This window comes from Streptomyces sp. YS-3, assembly GCF_045257485.1.
GTDB lineage: Bacteria > Actinomycetota > Actinomycetes > Streptomycetales > Streptomycetaceae > Streptomyces.
In genome coordinates, this window is sequence record NZ_JBJHPC010000103.1 from 1 (window position 1) to 16,432 (window position 16,432).

The window sequence follows — 16,432 nt, forward strand, 5'->3', positions numbered from 1 at the left end:
GGCCGCGGTGCGGGCGGTCCGCGCGGCCAGCAGGGTCAGGGCCTCCCCGGCGAGGGTGCGCATGGACATGAGATCCGCGGCGAGGTGCGAGACGCAGAAGGCCGCCAGCACGGGTACGTGGTCGGTGACGACGACGAGCGCCCGCAGCGGCGGCCCGTTCCGTAGGTCGAACGCCCTGTCCCGTATCCGGCGCCGCCAGGCCTCGTAGACGAATTGCGCGCTCTCGCCGGGCCCGGTGGCGCATATCTGCGCCTCAAAGGAACCGGACCGTGCGACGGCCTGGACGAGACCGTCGTCCGCGTCATGGAAAAACGCCGTGCGCAGGGACTCGTGTCGGGCGACGAGTTCTCCGCACACGGCGAGAACGTCTTCCACGGTTCCGTGACCGGGAAGAACAACCTCGTGGCAGAAATCGTAGAAGGCACTGTCGGGCATTTCACGGCGGATCAGGTCCCACATGTGGCGCTGGGCACAGGTGGCCGGTGCCGTGGCCGAACGATGGCCGTAAAAGGGGACGTGACGTGTCTCGAATTTTTCCACGGCAGGATTTCCTCCGGTCGACACCCTGGGGCTTTCGCGTTTTCACGCTAGCCGGGGAATCCCACGAAGAAGACCTGCCCATTGGGGCATGGCCGGACGGGCAGGGCGCCGGTCCGCGGCGGCGTGTACCGCCGGTCGCGGCGCGGCCCGTTCCGGTGCGCTCGGCCGGGGGTGCCGGCCGTCGGAGGCGGTCGTCGGGTCAGCAGTGCCGGCCGTCGGCCAGGAAGCGCGCTCCCGGCTCCGCCTCCTCACCGGCGAGGCGCCCGGCGGGCACCGGGAGGCGGACATCGGCTCCGGCCCCGGCGTGCTGGACCCGTACGACACGGCGGTCGGTGGTGCCCTGATCCGGCCGCGTCGTGCTGATCAGGCCCGCGTGGATGGCCAGGACCACGGCGGCCGTCCGGTTCGGCGCGCCGAGCTTGAGCAACAGGCTGGCCACGAGCCGTTTGACGCCATGGCTGGTGATCTCCAGGCGCCGGGCCATCTGTTTGTTGCTCAGCCCTTCGGCGAGCAGCAGCAACGCCTCGGTCTCGCGGGCGGTGACAGCGATGTCACCTCTGCCGTGGGGAAGGCGGGTCGCGCCGGCGCGGTCCATCAGGGCGCGGGCGACGGGGGCGGGCATGGGCACTTCACCGGCGGCCATGCGGCGCAGGGTGCTGTCCACGGCCGCCGCGCTCAGACCCCCTTGCATCAGGAACCCGTCGGGCGCCGGTGGGCCGGTCAGCATCGCTTCGTCGGGATCGGCGTGGCCCAACAGCACAAGCGTGCTCGGCAGGGGGGATCTGACATCGTCGAGCAAGTCGGCATGGGCGTCGTAGTCGGTCCTGGCGACGACGAACACGTCGACGCGACCGGAGCCCAGCACCTGGCGCGCCTCGCGTCGGTCGGCACAGTGCCGGGCCTCGCACACGAGGGCGGCCTCCGACAGGGCGGCCTGCAGTTCCTGGCGCGCCACGCGGTCGTGGACAAGTGTCGCGACGACCAGCCGCCGCGACGGGGTGGGGGGTTTGCATGCTAAATCGCTCACCGTACTCCTCCGGATCAAGGCTGTAAGTGGGCATTCCCCGGACGCGGTGACCGTATGCGTCCGGACTAATTCGCCACCGTCGACTCATGTCGCGAATTTGCCTTGACTATAACAACAGGGACTCAGGAGAACCAGTACCATCCGGCCAATTGCCCCAACAACGAGCCATCATCCGATTTTACAGACCAACAAAGTTAATAAACCGAACAGATCATGCCATTCAGGACATGGCGTGGACATGACCTCCACGGTCGAGATATCGAACTTTACCGGCCACCCGGCCGCCCGCCCCGGTTTCGTTTTTCGCAAAAAACAGCTAACTTCCCCTCCTGACGCACCCGTTACCCGTCCGGCTGCCGATCCTGCCCGAAAGGGCACGCCGGAGGAGCCGGAAATACCGGAAGCCTGCCCGAAAAAACATCCGCGGCGGCTCCCGTCACGGCGTCGCATTCCCGTGGGTAATTCACCGCCCCGAGGAACAGCCCGAGGACGACCCCAGGAGCAGAGGGAGCACCGAACCGTTGACCGCCCACACCGCCGGCTCCGTGACACCGCACGGGAGAGACCGATGACCACCGATACCGCCGCGCAGACCCGTTCGACGTCCGCACCGGCGCCGGCCACCGGACCCGAGATGGCCGTGGGCCCCTGGCTCCGCCTGCATATGCGTCACTTCCGCCGGCACATCGCCGTCCATCTGGCCGGAAGCCTGCTCTGGCAGACCCTCACCGCGGCCCTCCCCCTGGTCATCGGGCTGGCCTTCGACGCCGTACTCAAGAAGAACGGGCAGGAACCGGACCTCGGGGCCCTGCACGCCGTATGCGCCGCCCTGCTCGGCCTGGTCCTCGTCCGGGGCATCTGCGGCATCGCCTCCACCTACGCCCTGGAGGCCTTCGCCAGCGGTCTGGAACGCGACGCGCGGGCGGGCGTGTTCGCCAGCATGCTCCGCAAGAAGCAGGGCTTCTTCAACCGGCACCGCACCGGCGACCTGTCCACCCGCGCCACCGGCGACGCAGAAGCCCTCGGACTCATGGTGTCGCCGGGCTTCGACATGACCCTCGACATGGCGCTCAACACCCTGATCCCCCTGGTCTTCATCGCGGCCGTCGACTGGCGGCTCCTGCTCTCCCCCGGCATCTTCGTCGTCCTGTTCGTGATCGCCCTCATGGATCACGGGCGCCGTCTCGAACCGGTCTCCGACCTCACCCGCGAGGAGTTCGGCGCGATGTCCGCCCAGGCCGCCGAGAGCATCACCGGGATCGAGGCGGTCGAGGCGACCGACGGAGCCGACCGCGAGCAGGACCGCTTCCGCCGGACCGCCACGGCCTACCGGGACGCCGCCGTGCGCCAGGCACACGTACAGGCCCTGTCCTTCCCCCCGCTGCTGCTGGCGGTGGCCACCGCGGCAACCCTGCTCCACGCCGTCCTCCTGCTGCGCGACGGCTCACTGAGCATCGGCCAACTGGTCGCCGTCCTCGGCCTGATGAGCAGTCTGCGCGCCCCCACCCAGCTCGCCTCCTTCAGCATCGGGCTCATCTTCTTCGGGTTCTCCGGAGCACAACGCATCCTGGAGATCATCAACGACCGGGCGGGAGAGGACGAGGAAGGAGGCCGGCACACGGCGGCCATCACCGGCGAGGTCGTCTTCGACAACGTCACCTTCGCCTACGGCAACGGCAAGCCCGTCCTGCACGACATCTCCTTCCGCGCCGCCCCGGGCACCACCGTCGCAATCGTCGGCGCCACCGGCAGCGGCAAGTCGACCCTTCTGCACCTGCTCAACCGCACCTATGTACCCACCGGGGGAAGCGTCCTCGTCGACGGTGTGGCCACCACCGCCTGGGACCCGAAGGCGCTGCGCGGCCAGGTCGCGGTCGTCGAGCAGGACGTCGTCCTGTTCTCCCGCACCATCGCCGAGAACCTCTCCTTCGGCGCCGCGCCGGACACCGGCCGGGACAGACTGGAGGAGGCGGCCCGCACCGCCCAGGCACACGACTTCGTCATGGCGAGCGAACACGGCTACGACACCGTGCTGGGCGAGCGCGGCATCACCCTCTCCGGCGGCCAGCGCCAGCGCCTGGCCATCGCCCGCGCGTTGGTGACCGACCCGCGCATCCTCGCCGTGGACGACGCCACCAGCGCCGTCGACAGCGTGACCGAGCACGAACTGCAACTCGCCATGCGGCGCGCCGCCACCGGCCGCACCACCTTCCTCGTCACGCCCCGGCTCTCCCGTATCCGCGCCGCCGACCACATCGTCGTCCTCGACGCCGGCCGGGTCGTCGGCCAGGGCACCCACGAGCACCTGCTGCGCACCTGCTCGTTCTACCGCACCATCTTCGCGCCGTACGCGACCTCCGCCGCGAAGGGAAACACCACCGCCCCGGTCCCGGCCGGAGCAGAGGAAGGAACCGGCTGATGGCACTCCTGGACGGCATCGAGGCGGGCGCCGAGGACACCTACGACCGCCACTACGGCGACCGGCAGCTGCTGCGCCGCATCACCGCCTACTTCCGGGGCCGCGGCGGCGCGGTGGCCTTCGTCACCGCCGCCGTGGTCGTGGCCGCCGCCGCGGGCAGCGCCGTACCGGTCCTGCTGGCCCGCACCGTCGACTCCGCGCTGGACGACGACACCCGCTCGGCGATGGCGCTGCTGGCGGCGGCCGTACTCCTGGCGGGCGCCGCGGCCTGGCTGTTCACCGTGCTCCAGCAGCGCGTCACCGGCACGCTGGTCGGCGACGCGGTGCTGAGACTGCGCGAGGACGCCTTCGCCGCGGCCATGCGCCAGGACCTCGCGTTCTACGACACCCACCCCACCGGGCTTGTGGTCAGCCGTGTCACCAACGACACCCAGACGTTCGGGGCGCTGCTCTCCCTGGTGCTCTCCCTCATCGGCCAGGTCCTCGTCGTCCTGCTGATCCTGACCGCCCTCTTCGTGATCAACGTGCCGCTGGCCCTGCTCACCACCGCGGTCGCCGCCCTGATCGTCGCGGTCAGCCTGGGTTTCAGGAAACGCGCGCGCGCCGCCTCCACCCGTCAGCAGCAGGCCCTCGCCGAGGTCAGCGGCTTCGTCCAGGAGACCCTGCGCGGTATCACCGTGGCACGCAACCACCGCGGTGAAGCGGCGGCCGAGGCGGGGCTGCGGACGGTCAACGACCGCTGGTACCAGGCCAGTGTGCGCCTCAACCGCCTCTTCAGCGGCATCTTCCCGCTGCTCATCTCGCTGACGGGGCTGGGCACCGCGGCGGTCGTGCTGGTCGGTGGCCACAACGTCGCCTCCGGCGACCTCTCGGCCGGTGAATGGGTCCTCTTCCTGGAGGCACTGGCCCTCTTCTGGTCACCGGTCGCCGCCATCGCCTCCTTCTGGCAGCAGCTTCAGCAGGGCCTCTCGGCCGGTGAGCGGATCTTCGCACTGATCGACCGGGAACCGGCCGTACACCAGAGCGCCCACCTGCCCCCGCCCCGCCTGCGCGGCGAACTCGAACTGCGCGGCGTCAGTTTCCGCTACACCCCCGATCGCCCCGTGCTGCACGGCATCGACCTGACCGTCGCGGCCGGGGAGACCGTCGCACTGGTCGGTCACACCGGGGCGGGCAAATCCAGCCTGGTGCGGCTGCTGACCCGCTCGTACGACTTCCAGGAAGGCAGCCTGCTCGCCGACGGCCAGGACGTGCGCACCTTCGACCTGGCGCAGTACCGGCGCTGCCTGGGCGTGGTCACCCAGACGCCCTTCCTCTTCTCGGGCACCGTCGCGGAGAACATCGCGCTGGGCCGGCCGGGCGCCGACCGTGCGGAGATCGAGGCCGCCGCCCGCGCGGTGGCCTCCGGCGCCTGGCTGCGGCAACTGCCCGACGGTCTGGACACACCGACCGACGAAGGCGGGCGCAACCTGTCGACCGGCCAGCGACAGATCGTGGCACTGGCCCGCGTCTTCCTCCAGGACGCCCCGATCTTCATCCTCGACGAGGCCACCGCCAGTATCGACCCGCTCACCGAGGCCCAGATCCAGGAAGGGCTCGACGCGCTCTCGGCGGGACGCACCACCATCGTCGTGGCCCACCGCCTCCCCACCGTCCGCAAGGCCGACCGCATCGTCGTCGTCGACGGCGGACGGCTCGTCGAGCAGGGCGACCACGCCACGCTCATGCGGCGCAACGGCGCCTACAGCCGCCTCTACCGGCAGTACTTCCATCACCAGCACCCCGACCACGACCCCGCCGACGATCCCTTCGACGGCGAACGGGCACCCGTGAGCGCGGGGGCGCACCCAGCGGAGGCCAGCGATGCCGTCGACCACTGAATCCCCCGCCACGCTGTGGGAGCTCATCGAGCGCGCCGTGCGCCTCTCCCCCGCGGCGACCGCGCTACGCCAGGGGACACGGACGCTCACCTTCGGCGAACTCGCCGAGCGGGTCCGGACCGCCGCCCACCGACTGCGCGCGCTTGTGCCCGCCGACGGCGAAAGCACCGTGGGCCTGCTCTTCGAGAACACCGTGGAGGGCGCCGTGGCGTTCCTGGGCGCGCTGCGCGCGGGTGTGCCGCTCACACCGCTCGAACCCGACAGCGCGGAAGCCGCCCTCGTCGGCGTCCACCGGGACCTCGGGCCCCTCCACCTCGTCGGCCGCCAGGAAAAGCTGCGCAACCTCGCCGGTGCCGCCGGTGCCTCACCGGACCGCTGGCAGGGCGGTGTCCTCGTCGACGTGCACGAGCTGACCGCCGGGCCCGGCGCCGCGGACGGCCCGGCACCGCTGCCCGCACCGCCGCCCGACGCCCCCGCCCTCTACCAGTACACCTCCGGCTCCACCGGCGAGCCCCGGGCCGCCGTGCACTCCCAGCGCGACCTGGTGCACGGCGGCGAGATCTACGCCCACACCTACGCCGTCACTTCCGCCGACCGCGTGCTCGCCGCCGTGCCCCTGCTGCACTCCTTCGGCATGGTCGCCGCGCTCGCCACCGCGCTGTACACCCGTGCCGAGCTCGTCCTGCTCGGCCGGTTCACACCCGCCGCCATGCTGCGGACCATGCGCGAAAACGCCTGCACGATCGTGGTGGGCACCCCGCTCGCGTACGACCTGGCGGCCCGTTCCGCGGCCTCGCAGCGCGGGGCGGCCCTCCCGGGCGAGACCGTACGGCTGTGTCTGTCCTCCGGGGCGGCCCTGCCCCCGGAGGTGGCGGACCGCTTCGCCCGGCACTGCGGCCCGGCCGTCCAGCAGGTCTACGGGAGCACCGAGGCGGGTGTCATCGCGGCGCAGCTCCCCCGGCCGGACGGCGCGGCCGACGCCGGTGTGGGCAAGCCGGTGCGGGGCGTACGCATCCGTCTCGTGGACGAGGAGGACCGGCCCGTGCCCCCGGGCGGCACGGGCGCCCTGCTGGTGCGCACGCCCGCCATGTTCACGCGCTACCTGGGGCACCCGGGACCCTCCGAATGTGCCTTCCGTGACGGCTGGTACGTCACCGGTGACCTGGCGCGACTCGACGGTGACGGCCGGCTGCACCTGGTGGGCCGCAAGGAGTCGTTCGTCAACGTCGGCGGCAAGAAGGTCAATCCCCTTGAGGTCGAGGCGGCGCTGCTGGCCCACCCGGCCGTCGCCGAGGCCGTGGTCTGGGGCGAGCCGGTGGAGGGGCAGAGCAGCGAACGCGTACGGGCCGCCGTCGTGCCGCGCGCCCCCCTCGGCGCCGCCGCGATCACCGCACACTGCCGGGACCGCCTCCTGGCCCACCAGGTGCCCGCGGAGATCGACTTCGTGGCGTCCCTGCCCAAGACCTCCCTGGGCAAGATCCGCCGCGCGGCCGTGGCCGGCGCCGCCCCGGTGCGTAACCGGGACGAGACCTGACCTGTACGGCGGAGACCGGCCAAACAGGCGGCAACAGGATCCGAGGTGTTTACTTGAAGTCTCACATTGTTTTATCGTCGCACCCGAGGCCGCCACCACGCGCCTCGCCGCCCCTCAGGGAGACCCCCATGCCGGTACGCCGCCTCAACCACGCAGTGCTCTACGTACGCGATGTCGCGCGAGCCGTCGAGTTCTACACGGACGTCTTCGGCTTCCGACTCGACGTCGACATCCCGGGCCGCGCCGCGTTCCTCAGCGCCGAGGACACCCTCAACGACCACGACCTCGGCCTGTTCTCGGTCGGCGCGGACGCACCCGGGCCCGAACACGGCCGCGTCGGCCTCTACCACCTGGCCTGGGAGGTCGGCACGCTCGGCGAGCTCGTCGAGATCGCCGACAAGATCAGCAAGCGCGGCGCCATGGTCGGAGCCACCGACCACCTCGTGTCGAAGTCCCTGTACGCCAAGGACCCCGACGGCAACGAGTTCGAGATCATGTGGCGCGTACCGCGTGAGGACTGGCCGTCGGCGACCGAGAAGGCCCGCCTCGGCGCGCTCGACCTCGAAGAAGCCCTCAAGCGCTGGGGACCCGACCTCAAGACGGGCGCGGCGGCCGGGTCCGCGACCTGATACGGCCGGGTCCGCGCCGGGTCTCAGCCGCCGACACCGCCCGCTTGCTCGGCTGCGGGGATACCGGGGTGGCTCAGAGAGTGACGATCCACCCGATCAGGACGGCCAGTACCGTCCCCCCGGTGAACACCGCCCCGAGCACGGTGAACAGTCGGTCGACCACCGGCGTGTCCCAGCCCTCGATTTCGAACCGCCGAGGCGTTTGCGGGTCGTACCGGATCGTGACGCCCGCCCCCACGCCGAAACGGTTGCCGACGCGTACCCGGCCGAACCTGGACGAGTGCTCGCAGGACTGCCCGTCCGCGGCCGTCCAGGCGGCGACCGGGTGATAGAACTTGGCGCCTTCGTCGCTGCGCACGAGCTGGTGGCGGACGATCCGGCCCTTGGCGGTGACACCGTTCAGGCGCAGCGCCTTGGCGCGACGGAGCCCGTATACGCCAATGCTGAGGAAACTCACGCCGAGCGTCAGCGGGAGGAGGGCTATGAACCATTCGCGTCGCATGTGGGGCGGGACGCCTGAACTGGGGTTTTGGTTGCGGCAGAGCGCAGTGAAAATCCTCATGGCCGCCTATGACGACCCTGGCGGGTGTCGGGCGAGGCGCGCATGTCGTCTCGGAGGGGCTGCATAGGGTGGTCGCCATGCCACTGCGACCCGTCATGGTGAACATCAAGGCGCTCGATCCCCGGGCGGTCGGCCGGTTCTGGGGAGCGGCACTCGGCTGGAGTGTCCGGGAACCCGGTGTGACCACCTACGTCGGGCCCGGCGGCGACTTCGTCTGGCCGCACCCGGTCGCCCTCGGTATCGATCTCGTTCCCGTCCCCGACCCCAAACCAGCAGCCAAGAACCGAGTGCACCTGGATCTCGCCACCACCTCCGCGGCCCATCAGACGGAGTTGGTCGCACGTCTGACGGCCCTCGGCGCGAGGCCCGCCCAGGTGGGCCAGGGCGATGTGCCGTGGACCGTCCTCGCCGATCCGGAGGGCAATGAGTTCTGTGTGCTGGAGCCCCGGGATGTCTACCGGGACACCGGGCCCATCGCCGCGGTGGTGGTCGACTGCTCGGATCCCCGCGCCATGGCCCGGTTCTGGGGCCGGGCGGTCGACTGGACCGTCCACTCGGTGACCGATGACCAGGCCGTGTTGCGCTCCGCCCAAGATGTCGGACCGTACCTCGAATTCCTCCGCACACCCGACGTGAAGACCGTGCCGGACCGGGTCCACCTCGACCTGCTGCCGTACCCCGGCGACGACACGGCAGCGGAGGTGGCCCGGGTACGAACCCTGGGGGCCACGGACCTCGATGTCGGCCGGGGGGACGTTCCGTGGACGTGCCTGGCCGACCCGGAGGGCCACGAGTTCTGCGTCCTTGCGCCCTCCTGACACGACACCTTGACGCCGTCCACCAGGTGAGCCCACGTACGCGGGACTACGGGAGCCGCGTGAGGCCCACCGACACCGCCACCGTCGCCGTCACCGCCACCGTCACGGCCGGTCTGCCGCGATGAGGCGTCTCAACGCGGCGTGTGCGGGCGACCCCCAGGTGGGTTTGCCTCCGGGACGGCCCCGCACGCCGGCTTCCCCGATGAGAGCGCAGGAGAGGGCTTTCAACACCGCCCAGCCACGGGCGCGACGCCGCGTCGCCGCGTCCGCGTCCGGCCGATAGCCGTCGTAGAAACGGTCGATGGCGCCGTCCGGCAGCAGTATCCACGCCCCCGCGAGGTCGCAGGCCGGGTCGCCCGCCAAGAGGTCGCCGAAGTCGATGACGCCGCAGAAAGTCCCGTCCGCGGTGAGGACGTTGGCCGGATGCAGATCGCCGTGGAGCCACACGGGCGGCCCTGTCCATTCAGGCGCCGCGACGGCGTCTTCCCAGACGGCACGGACGGCGTCCGGGTCGGGGACCAACCCCAGCTCGGTGGCCGAGGCCAGCGCTTGGGTGAACCCCTGGGTCTGGCCGGCCAGCGGCCCACCACGGTCACGGCCCATCGGCGCACCCTCCGGGGCGGGCCGGTGAAGGGCCGTCAGAAACCCGGCGAGGGCATCTGCCGCCTCGGGGTGGGTGGCTGGGGCCTGGTCGGCGGGTGTTCCCGGCACCCAGGTGGTGACGATCCACGGCCGTGGAAACCGCTCGGAGGGCTCGCCGAGGTACTGCGGTACGGGGACCGGGAGAGGCAGGCGCGGGGCGAGAGCGGGTAACCAGGTGTGCTCTTTACGCAGCAGCGCGTCCGCGGACCGCGTCGCCCAGGGCAGCCGGACGGCGAGCTCGTCCCCGACGCGCCACAGCTGGTTGTCCCAGCCACGAGCGCCGAGCCGCACGGGGTGGTCGGCCAGGTCGGGACGCTGCTCACGCAGCAGATCACGGACCAGCTCGGCGGTGACGTCCATTCTGGTGTCGTTCATGCGTGCCGACGATAGCCGCACACGGACACACCGTTCGAGGACGGCATACACACCACCAAGGGGCCGGCGGCGGAGTGCGCCGCCGGCCCCGGGAATCACCTCTGCGCGTGGCCGGGTGAGTTGGTCAGCCTGAACCGGACCACACCGTCCCCGCCCTCGACGGCGTTGGTGTCGTACTGCTCGAATCCGGCCTTCTCCAGGACGCGGACGGAGGCGGGGTTGGACAGTTCGACGCCTGCGACGACGGTGTGGACGCCGGGCGCGGTCAGGGCGAACGCGGCGAGCGCCCGGGTGGCCTCGGTGGCGTAACCCCGGCCGCGCCGGGAGGCGACGACGCCGTACCCGATCTCGATGACTCCCTCGGCAGGCGGCCAGAACAGTCCGATCGAGCCGACGACGAGGCCGCTGTCCCGTTCGACGATCAAGCGGTGACCGTACGTGCCGAGCCAGTCCGGGTTTTCGCCGAAGAGGCCCGCGATGACGCGGTCGCCGTCGGCGGGGAAGTCCTCGGCCCAGTCGGTCGGATGGACGCTCTCGTCGAGGACGGCTGCGGCGTCTGCCGTCGTCCAAGCGCGGAGCGCGAGCCGGTCGGTGGTGAGCTCGCTGAAGCCATGGGAAGTGGCGGTATTCACGGATGTCTCCTGGTCATGGTGGACGGTCCGTCCCGCGTCGCGTCAGCGGGCGGACCGGAAAAGAGCATGCTGAGAGGGGCCGTTGACGGCCATATTCATCAACCTCCCGAATCCGTGCCCGCGTTCGCGCGCCATCCGCGCCGACGCGACGGTAACAGACCCCTGCCGGGGTCACCCTCTTTATTTCCCTGCGGGCGCCGTCTGCGCGAGGGGGCGCCCGAAAGGAAGTGCCACCCTGCCCTGACTCGCACTCCCGTTCGATTCATGCCTCTCTCCAGGCGTCCCCCGCACCCCTCTGCGGCACAGGCCCCCGAACATGTCGCGAGAACCCCACGACAAGCTCAGTCTGGACATATGGACCAAAGTCTGGACCTACGCAGAGCGGGCCCGGCAGACGCGGCGCGTCGGGTGCTGCTGCTCCCGGGCGGCATGTGCACCGCCGAGTTCTTCGCGGATGTGATGGGCCAGGCGGCGCCGGCCGAAGCAGGGCTGGGCATGGTGGCGGCCACCTTGCCGGGGTTCGGCCGGACCACTCCACCGGCCGACCTGTCGATGGAGCACTACGCACGGCTGATGGGTGAGCTGGCAGCCACCGAGGGCTGCCAGGTGGTGGTGGGGCACAGTCTGGGTGCGAACGTCGCCATCGAGATGGCCGCCCTCGGCGTCTCCCCCGGCCCCCTGGTCCTCCTGTCACCGACGTTCTCGCGGGCGGACGAGGCCAAGTTCCTCGGGGTCCTGGACCAGGTGGGACGGGTGCCCGCTCTGGGGCCCCTGGCCTGGACAGCCATGTTGAAGGCGCTGCCCCCGATGATGAAGAAGGAGATGCTGAAGGGAGACATCCCCGAGGACCGGGCGGAGACGCTGGCGGCGGACCTGGGCAACAACGATCCGGAGTTCTGCCGCCATGTCACCCGGCACTACTACGAGTACCTCGGCCGGCACCCCTCACTGGTGGCCCGTCTGCACGCGTCGGGAGTGCGCTCCTGGGTCGTACGCGGCGACCGCGACGACATCGGCCTGAAGGACGAGGAGCGCCGGCAACTGGAGGCGAACCCACAGATCACGATGGTGACCATCGCGGACGCGGGGCACGCGGTACTGGTGGAGCAGCCGGCACGGGTGGCCGAGGTGATCGTCGAGGCGGCGGAGACGGTCGGGGGCTGACCCCGCGACCGCTGTCGGCGGACGCGGCCGGGTGGGAGCGGCACCGGGCCACCCCCACCCCCCTCAGTTCTCGTCCGAGGCTGTCCTCAGTCCCTGGTCAGCAGGGGCTGAGCCAGTACACCCAGCCCCAGGGCGCGTGGCGGTCCTCGCTGTAGCCGCCGGGCGAGGTCCAGCCGAGGTTGCCGTTGACGTCGTAGAACCTGGCGTACAGGGTCGAGCGCTGGTTGTTGATCCAGGATCCGGTCCCGGACCAGAAGATACGGTTCAGGTGGTTGCAGGTGAAGAGGATCATCTCGTCACCCGCGAAGTCCTCGCCGCTGTAGGCACAGACGTAGGTGTACGCGCAGTTGGCCGCCGCACCGCTGGGGGCGTACGGTGCGGCCAGATCGCGGGCGCGCTGCTCCCCGGGCAGCGCGAGCAAGAGAACACCGTTGTCCAGGGCGATCTTGTTGGCGCCGATCTGAGTGCCGTGCGTCTTCGCGAGGTAGCCGTCGACGCGGCCCTGGAGGCTCTTCGCCTGGGGTCCGCTCAGCCCGGCACTTCTGGCCTGGGCCGAGAAGTCTCCGTGTCCGCCGCTCGCGGCTCCTTCTGCCGCGCCGGCGACGCTGGGGGCGACCACGAGCGCGAGGATGGCCATGACCAGCGCCATTAATGCCTTACGTATACGCATATGTGCTCCTTCCGGTCTCGATGGCCGCCCGAAATCCGCAGGGGCGACCGGGAGTTCCGCATTGTGGGGCAAGGCAGACGGGCGCCGGTGGGGGCCAGTACGTCGATCGGCGCTCCGTCCACCGAGGGGAGCCTTCTCAGAGAGCGCATTGGCCACAAGCCGCCAACTACGCTCCCGCAGGTCAGCCCGGGTGGAAAGGAGGACAATGGGGGTTGTCCGCCGGACAATCCCCCGGCAGGGGCGGGCATGCCCACACAGGAACAGCTTGTCGACGCGGACATACGGCTATGGCCGGAAGCATGCACTCCCAGTGATGGCCGGGGGTGTCGAGCGGCACTCCCCCGGGTACTCGTGACGCGCCCGGACACCTCCGGAATCCCGGAGCAGAGCAGTACGGCAGTCACCGGGCGCCGCAGGACGACGGCCGACGGCCTCGTTCCGGCCGCGCCCCGCACCGAAGGGAAACCCCTGATGAGCTCCCGCACCACACGCTCGCGTCAGGCACACGGCACAGACGCCGACCTGCTCGCCATCTACCTCAACGATCACCTGCTCGGTGCCACCGTCGGTGTCGAACGGGCCCGCTACCTGGCCGAGGAATGCACGGATCCGGAGGTCACGAAGAGCCTGGAGCCCATCGCCAAGGAGATCGCCGAGGACCGGAAGAGCCTGGTGGGCATCATGCGGCGGCTCGACATTTCCGTACGCCGCTACAAGGTCTACGCGGGACGGCTGGCCGAACGGGTGGGACGGCTGAAGAGCAACGGCAGCCTGGTACGCCGGTCACCCCTGACCACCATGGTGGAACTGGAGTTCCTCCGTCTCGGGGTGGAGGGCAAGGCCGCCGTCTGGCAGACCCTGCGCGAGCTCACCGACGCCGAGGAGCGTCTCGACGGACAGCAGCTCAACGTCTTGACCGATCGAGCGACACGTCAGCTGAGCACGCTGGAAGAGCTGCGCCGTCGCCAGGCCAGGAAGGTGTTCACCGACGACTGAGCGCGGGTGCGTCGGCACCGGCGAGGTGTGATCCAGATCGCACGGCCTTCTTCTCCTCCGGCGGCAACCCCGGTGTCCACGGCGGCAACTGAGGGGCGACAGAGCAGTACTCCGCTCCATTTCCGCACAAGGAACACCACCCCATGCGCTCTTCCTCGCACCGCCGCCTCACCGGCCGCCGTCGTATCGTCCTGCTCTCCACGGGACTCGTCACGGCGGCGGGCCTCGGCTTCCTGCCGTTCGCCATGCAGGCCGACGCGGGAGCCGTCGACCTCGCACACGCCGGCCTGGCCGCCAAGGACGGCTGGGCGTCGAGCGGTTCCGGCACCACGGGCGGACAGGCCGCCGACGGCGCCCACGACATCACCGTCACCACCCGGGCCGAACTGGTCAAGGCGCTCCGCGCGGGCCCGTCCGGGGCCCCCAGGATCATCCGGGTGAAGGGCCGTATCGACGCCAACACCGATGACCAGGGCCGCCCGTTGACCTGCGCGGACTACGCCAAGGGCACGGGATACTCGCTCGCCGCCTACCTCAAGGCCTACGACCCCTCGGTGTGGGGGCGGTCCAAGCGGCCGTCCGGCGCGCAGGAGTCGGCCCGGGCGGCGGCGCAGGCACGGCAGGCCCAGCGGGTCGGTATCGCCGTGCCGTCGAACACCACGATCATCGGCGTACCCGGCACCGACGCGGGCATCAACGGCGGCAGCCTGCTGGTCCAGAAGGTGGACAACGTCATCGTCCGCAACCTGACCTTCGCCGACACCCGTGACTGCTTCCCGCAGTGGGACCCCAAGGACGGCTCCGAGGGCAACTGGAACTCCGCCTACGACGCCGTCACCCTGCGAGGGGCGACGCACGTGTGGGCCGACCACAACACGTTCACCGACAGCCCGCACTTCGACGCGTCGAACCCGCGCTACTACGGCCGCGAGTACCAGGTCCACGACGGTGCTCTCGACATCACCAACGCCTCCGACCTGGTGACCGTCTCGTACAACCGCTTCACCGACCACGACAAGACCATGCTCATCGGCAGCAGTGACAAGGACACGAAGCTGCGTGTCACCCTGCACCACAACGTCTTCCAGGGCATCGTGCAGCGCGCGCCGCTGGCCCGCGTCGGGCAGGTCCACCTCTACAACAACCACTTCGACACCACCGCGCGCGACGGCTACACCCACAGCTACAGCGTGAACGCGCGGGCCGGTGTCCAGATCGTGGCGCAGAACAACGACTGGACCCTCTCCTCGGACCGCAAGGCCTCCCAACTCCTGTCGGGCGACGGGACGGGGGCCTTCGCCGGCAGCGGCAACATGGTCAACGGCTCGGTCACCGACCTCGTCGCGGTCCACAACGCCTCGAACAGCAAGAAGATCAAGTCCCAGGTGAAGTGGCAGCCCGTCCTGTCCGCGGGGCTGGAGTCGTCCGCGGCCGGTCTGCCCACCTCCCTGGCCCACCGCGCGGGTTCGGGCGTCCTGAAGTGATCCGCCGCCCCGGTGCCCGGGCGTCTCGACGCCGCCCGGGCACCGGGGCGGGCCCGCGCGGAGAAAGCGGTCCCCGCATGACATGGAGAGAGCTGACCGAATGCTTGGTATGCTCACCGGCCCCGTCACCAACGACGGGCACGAACACCGGCGCTGGCTCGGGCCGAGCACGGGCACACCCCACGGAGACTTCGGCATGGCCCTTGATGACGCATCCGCGGAGTTCCACGACTTCTTCGAGCGTCACCATGCCGAACTGGCGCGTCTCGCCCACCTGTTGACCGGTGAGGCGGACACCGCCGACGACCTGGCCGCCGACGCCTTCGTCGCGCTCTGGCACCGCTGGGACCGTGTCCGGGGCGCCGACCACCCGGTGGCCTATGCGCGCGGCGTGGTCACCAACATGGCGCGCGCCCGCATCCGTGCCCTCACCCGGGAACGGCGCCGGATCCACCTCTTCTGGGCAACGCTGCCCGGCCGCGCGCACCACCCGGACGTGGACGCGGTCGTGGACGTGCGCCGCGCGCTGGCCCGACTGCCGTTCCGCAAGCGTGCCTGCGTCGTCCTTCGCCACGCCCTGGACCTGTCGGAGAAGGACACCGCCCTCGCCCTCGGGACGTCCGTCGGTACTGTGAAGAGCCAGACCTCCAAGGGCATGGCCGAGCTGCAGCGCATCCTGGGGGCGCAGGCCGCCGAGGAACTGAGCGGAACGAGGAACTGATGGAGGACCTGAAGCGCCGGCTGCGGGACGCGGCGGCGGCTCACGAGCCCGACCGGGACCGGATGTTGTCCCGCGTCCACCAGGGCATCGCTCCCCGTCCCCGGCGCAGGGCCGCCGGACCGCTGTCCTGGCCCCGTGTCACGCTCGCCACCGTCGCCTCGACGGCAGCGCTCGTGGCGGGCGGCTTCGCGATCGCCGCCACCGTCCACGGCGGCGGTCCCGGACGCGAGGTCGCCTCGGTCCCGGCAGCGCCCTCTCCCCCTTCCACGGCGGACCGTGCCCCTCACTCCTCGGTCCCGGCAGCGCCCTCTCCTCCGTCCACGGCGGGCCGTACCCCTC

Annotated in this window: 15 protein-coding genes and 1 pseudogene; 10 read left to right on the plus strand and 6 right to left on the minus strand. The window is 70.7% G+C overall.

Translation table 11 applies throughout. The features are described 5' to 3' along the window. Both ACJA3G_RS11995 and ACJA3G_RS12000 read right to left on the minus strand, forming a co-directional pair. The coding region (locus ACJA3G_RS11995; RefSeq protein WP_406552914.1) for a condensation domain-containing protein at positions 1–564 on the minus strand (564 nt) is incomplete at its 3' end. A 175-nt stretch (positions 565–739) separates the two neighbouring features. Next, the gene (locus ACJA3G_RS12000) at positions 740–1,567 is read right to left on the minus strand and encodes a LuxR C-terminal-related transcriptional regulator (protein WP_406552915.1); all 828 of its coding nucleotides are present in this window, start codon (positions 1,565–1,567) and stop codon (positions 740–742) included. A gap of 568 nt (positions 1,568–2,135) precedes the next feature. Here ACJA3G_RS12000 and ACJA3G_RS12005 point away from each other — a divergent pair. From ACJA3G_RS12005 to ACJA3G_RS12020, 4 genes are all read left to right on the plus strand, one after another. After that, positions 2,136–3,986: an ABC transporter ATP-binding protein gene (locus ACJA3G_RS12005; protein ID WP_406552916.1), complete on the plus strand. Its 1,851-nt coding sequence runs from the start codon at positions 2,136–2,138 to the stop codon at positions 3,984–3,986. Next, positions 3,986–5,866, plus strand: a complete 1,881-nt coding sequence (locus ACJA3G_RS12010) for an ABC transporter ATP-binding protein (RefSeq protein WP_406552917.1) — start codon at positions 3,986–3,988, stop codon at positions 5,864–5,866. Before ACJA3G_RS12005 ends, ACJA3G_RS12010 begins: the two co-directional genes overlap by 1 nt. Continuing rightward, positions 5,850–7,400, plus strand: coding sequence for a class I adenylate-forming enzyme family protein (locus ACJA3G_RS12015; RefSeq protein WP_406552918.1), 1,551 nt, complete (start codon positions 5,850–5,852; stop codon positions 7,398–7,400). The genes ACJA3G_RS12010 and ACJA3G_RS12015 overlap by 17 nt, the downstream gene beginning before the upstream one ends. A gap of 128 nt (positions 7,401–7,528) precedes the next feature. Continuing rightward, positions 7,529–8,029 carry a VOC family protein gene (locus ACJA3G_RS12020; protein WP_406552919.1) on the plus strand — a complete coding sequence of 167 codons (501 nt, stop codon included), beginning with the start codon at positions 7,529–7,531 and terminating at the stop codon, positions 8,027–8,029. A 73-nt stretch (positions 8,030–8,102) separates the two neighbouring features. On the opposite strand, the gene ACJA3G_RS12025 is transcribed toward ACJA3G_RS12020, so the two are convergent. Beyond that, positions 8,103–8,531, minus strand: a complete 429-nt coding sequence (locus tag ACJA3G_RS12025; RefSeq protein WP_406552920.1) for a DUF3592 domain-containing protein — start codon at positions 8,529–8,531, stop codon at positions 8,103–8,105. Between the two features lie 137 nt (positions 8,532–8,668). Here ACJA3G_RS12025 and ACJA3G_RS12030 point away from each other — a divergent pair, with 137 nt between their 5' ends. After that, positions 8,669–9,409: a VOC family protein gene (locus ACJA3G_RS12030; RefSeq protein WP_406552921.1), complete on the plus strand. Its 741-nt coding sequence runs from the start codon at positions 8,669–8,671 to the stop codon at positions 9,407–9,409. 102 nt (positions 9,410–9,511) lie between these two features. Here the strand turns inward: ACJA3G_RS12030 and ACJA3G_RS12035 are convergent, their stop codons facing one another. Both ACJA3G_RS12035 and ACJA3G_RS12040 read right to left on the minus strand, forming a co-directional pair. Further along, positions 9,512–10,426: an aminoglycoside phosphotransferase family protein gene (locus ACJA3G_RS12035; RefSeq protein WP_406552922.1), complete on the minus strand. Its 915-nt coding sequence runs from the start codon at positions 10,424–10,426 to the stop codon at positions 9,512–9,514. Between the two features lie 95 nt (positions 10,427–10,521). Further along, positions 10,522–11,058: a GNAT family N-acetyltransferase gene (locus ACJA3G_RS12040; RefSeq protein ID WP_406552923.1), complete on the minus strand. Its 537-nt coding sequence runs from the start codon at positions 11,056–11,058 to the stop codon at positions 10,522–10,524. A gap of 354 nt (positions 11,059–11,412) precedes the next feature. Here ACJA3G_RS12040 and ACJA3G_RS12045 point away from each other — a divergent pair, with 354 nt between their 5' ends. Next, on the plus strand, positions 11,413–12,222 hold the full coding sequence (locus ACJA3G_RS12045) for an alpha/beta fold hydrolase (protein WP_406552924.1): 810 nt from the start codon (positions 11,413–11,415) through the stop codon (positions 12,220–12,222). 97 nt (positions 12,223–12,319) lie between these two features. Here the strand turns inward: ACJA3G_RS12045 and ACJA3G_RS12050 are convergent, their stop codons facing one another. Next, the gene (locus ACJA3G_RS12050) at positions 12,320–12,892 is read right to left on the minus strand and encodes a peptidase inhibitor family I36 protein (RefSeq protein WP_406552925.1); all 573 of its coding nucleotides are present in this window, start codon (positions 12,890–12,892) and stop codon (positions 12,320–12,322) included. A 471-nt stretch (positions 12,893–13,363) separates the two neighbouring features. Here ACJA3G_RS12050 and ACJA3G_RS12055 point away from each other — a divergent pair, with 471 nt between their 5' ends. The 4 genes and pseudogenes from ACJA3G_RS12055 to ACJA3G_RS12070 form a co-directional block, all read left to right on the plus strand. Then, on the plus strand, positions 13,364–13,888 hold the full coding sequence (locus ACJA3G_RS12055; protein WP_406552926.1) for a hypothetical protein: 525 nt from the start codon (positions 13,364–13,366) through the stop codon (positions 13,886–13,888). A gap of 143 nt (positions 13,889–14,031) precedes the next feature. Then, on the plus strand, positions 14,032–15,372 hold the full coding sequence (locus ACJA3G_RS12060) for a polysaccharide lyase family 1 protein (protein ID WP_406552927.1): 1,341 nt from the start codon (positions 14,032–14,034) through the stop codon (positions 15,370–15,372). 196 nt (positions 15,373–15,568) lie between these two features. After that, entirely contained in the window at positions 15,569–16,093 is a 525-nt protein-coding gene (locus ACJA3G_RS12065) for a SigE family RNA polymerase sigma factor (RefSeq protein ID WP_406552928.1), read from the plus strand. Further along, positions 16,093–16,432 (plus strand): annotated as a pseudogene (locus tag ACJA3G_RS12070) (hypothetical protein); the annotation flags it as partial. The gene ACJA3G_RS12065 and the pseudogene ACJA3G_RS12070, both read left to right, overlap by 1 nt.

Coding starts and splice junctions, on each gene's coding strand:
- ACJA3G_RS12010 (WP_406552917.1), top strand. CDS start 3,986: ATGGCACTCCTGGACGGCATCGAGGCGGGCGCCGAGGACACCTACGAC.
- ACJA3G_RS12050 (WP_406552925.1), bottom strand. CDS start 12,892: ATGCGTATACGTAAGGCATTAATGGCGCTGGTCATGGCCATCCTCGCG.
- ACJA3G_RS12060 (WP_406552927.1), top strand. CDS start 14,032: ATGCGCTCTTCCTCGCACCGCCGCCTCACCGGCCGCCGTCGTATCGTC.
- ACJA3G_RS12015 (WP_406552918.1), top strand. CDS start 5,850: ATGCCGTCGACCACTGAATCCCCCGCCACGCTGTGGGAGCTCATCGAG.
- ACJA3G_RS12065 (WP_406552928.1), top strand. CDS start 15,569: ATGGCCCTTGATGACGCATCCGCGGAGTTCCACGACTTCTTCGAGCGT.
- ACJA3G_RS12030 (WP_406552921.1), top strand. CDS start 8,669: ATGCCACTGCGACCCGTCATGGTGAACATCAAGGCGCTCGATCCCCGG.
- ACJA3G_RS12020 (WP_406552919.1), top strand. CDS start 7,529: ATGCCGGTACGCCGCCTCAACCACGCAGTGCTCTACGTACGCGATGTC.
- ACJA3G_RS12055 (WP_406552926.1), top strand. CDS start 13,364: ATGAGCTCCCGCACCACACGCTCGCGTCAGGCACACGGCACAGACGCC.
- ACJA3G_RS12045 (WP_406552924.1), top strand. CDS start 11,413: ATGGACCAAAGTCTGGACCTACGCAGAGCGGGCCCGGCAGACGCGGCG.
- ACJA3G_RS12005 (WP_406552916.1), top strand. CDS start 2,136: ATGACCACCGATACCGCCGCGCAGACCCGTTCGACGTCCGCACCGGCG.
- ACJA3G_RS12035 (WP_406552922.1), bottom strand. CDS start 10,426: ATGAACGACACCAGAATGGACGTCACCGCCGAGCTGGTCCGTGATCTG.
- ACJA3G_RS12025 (WP_406552920.1), bottom strand. CDS start 8,531: ATGCGACGCGAATGGTTCATAGCCCTCCTCCCGCTGACGCTCGGCGTG.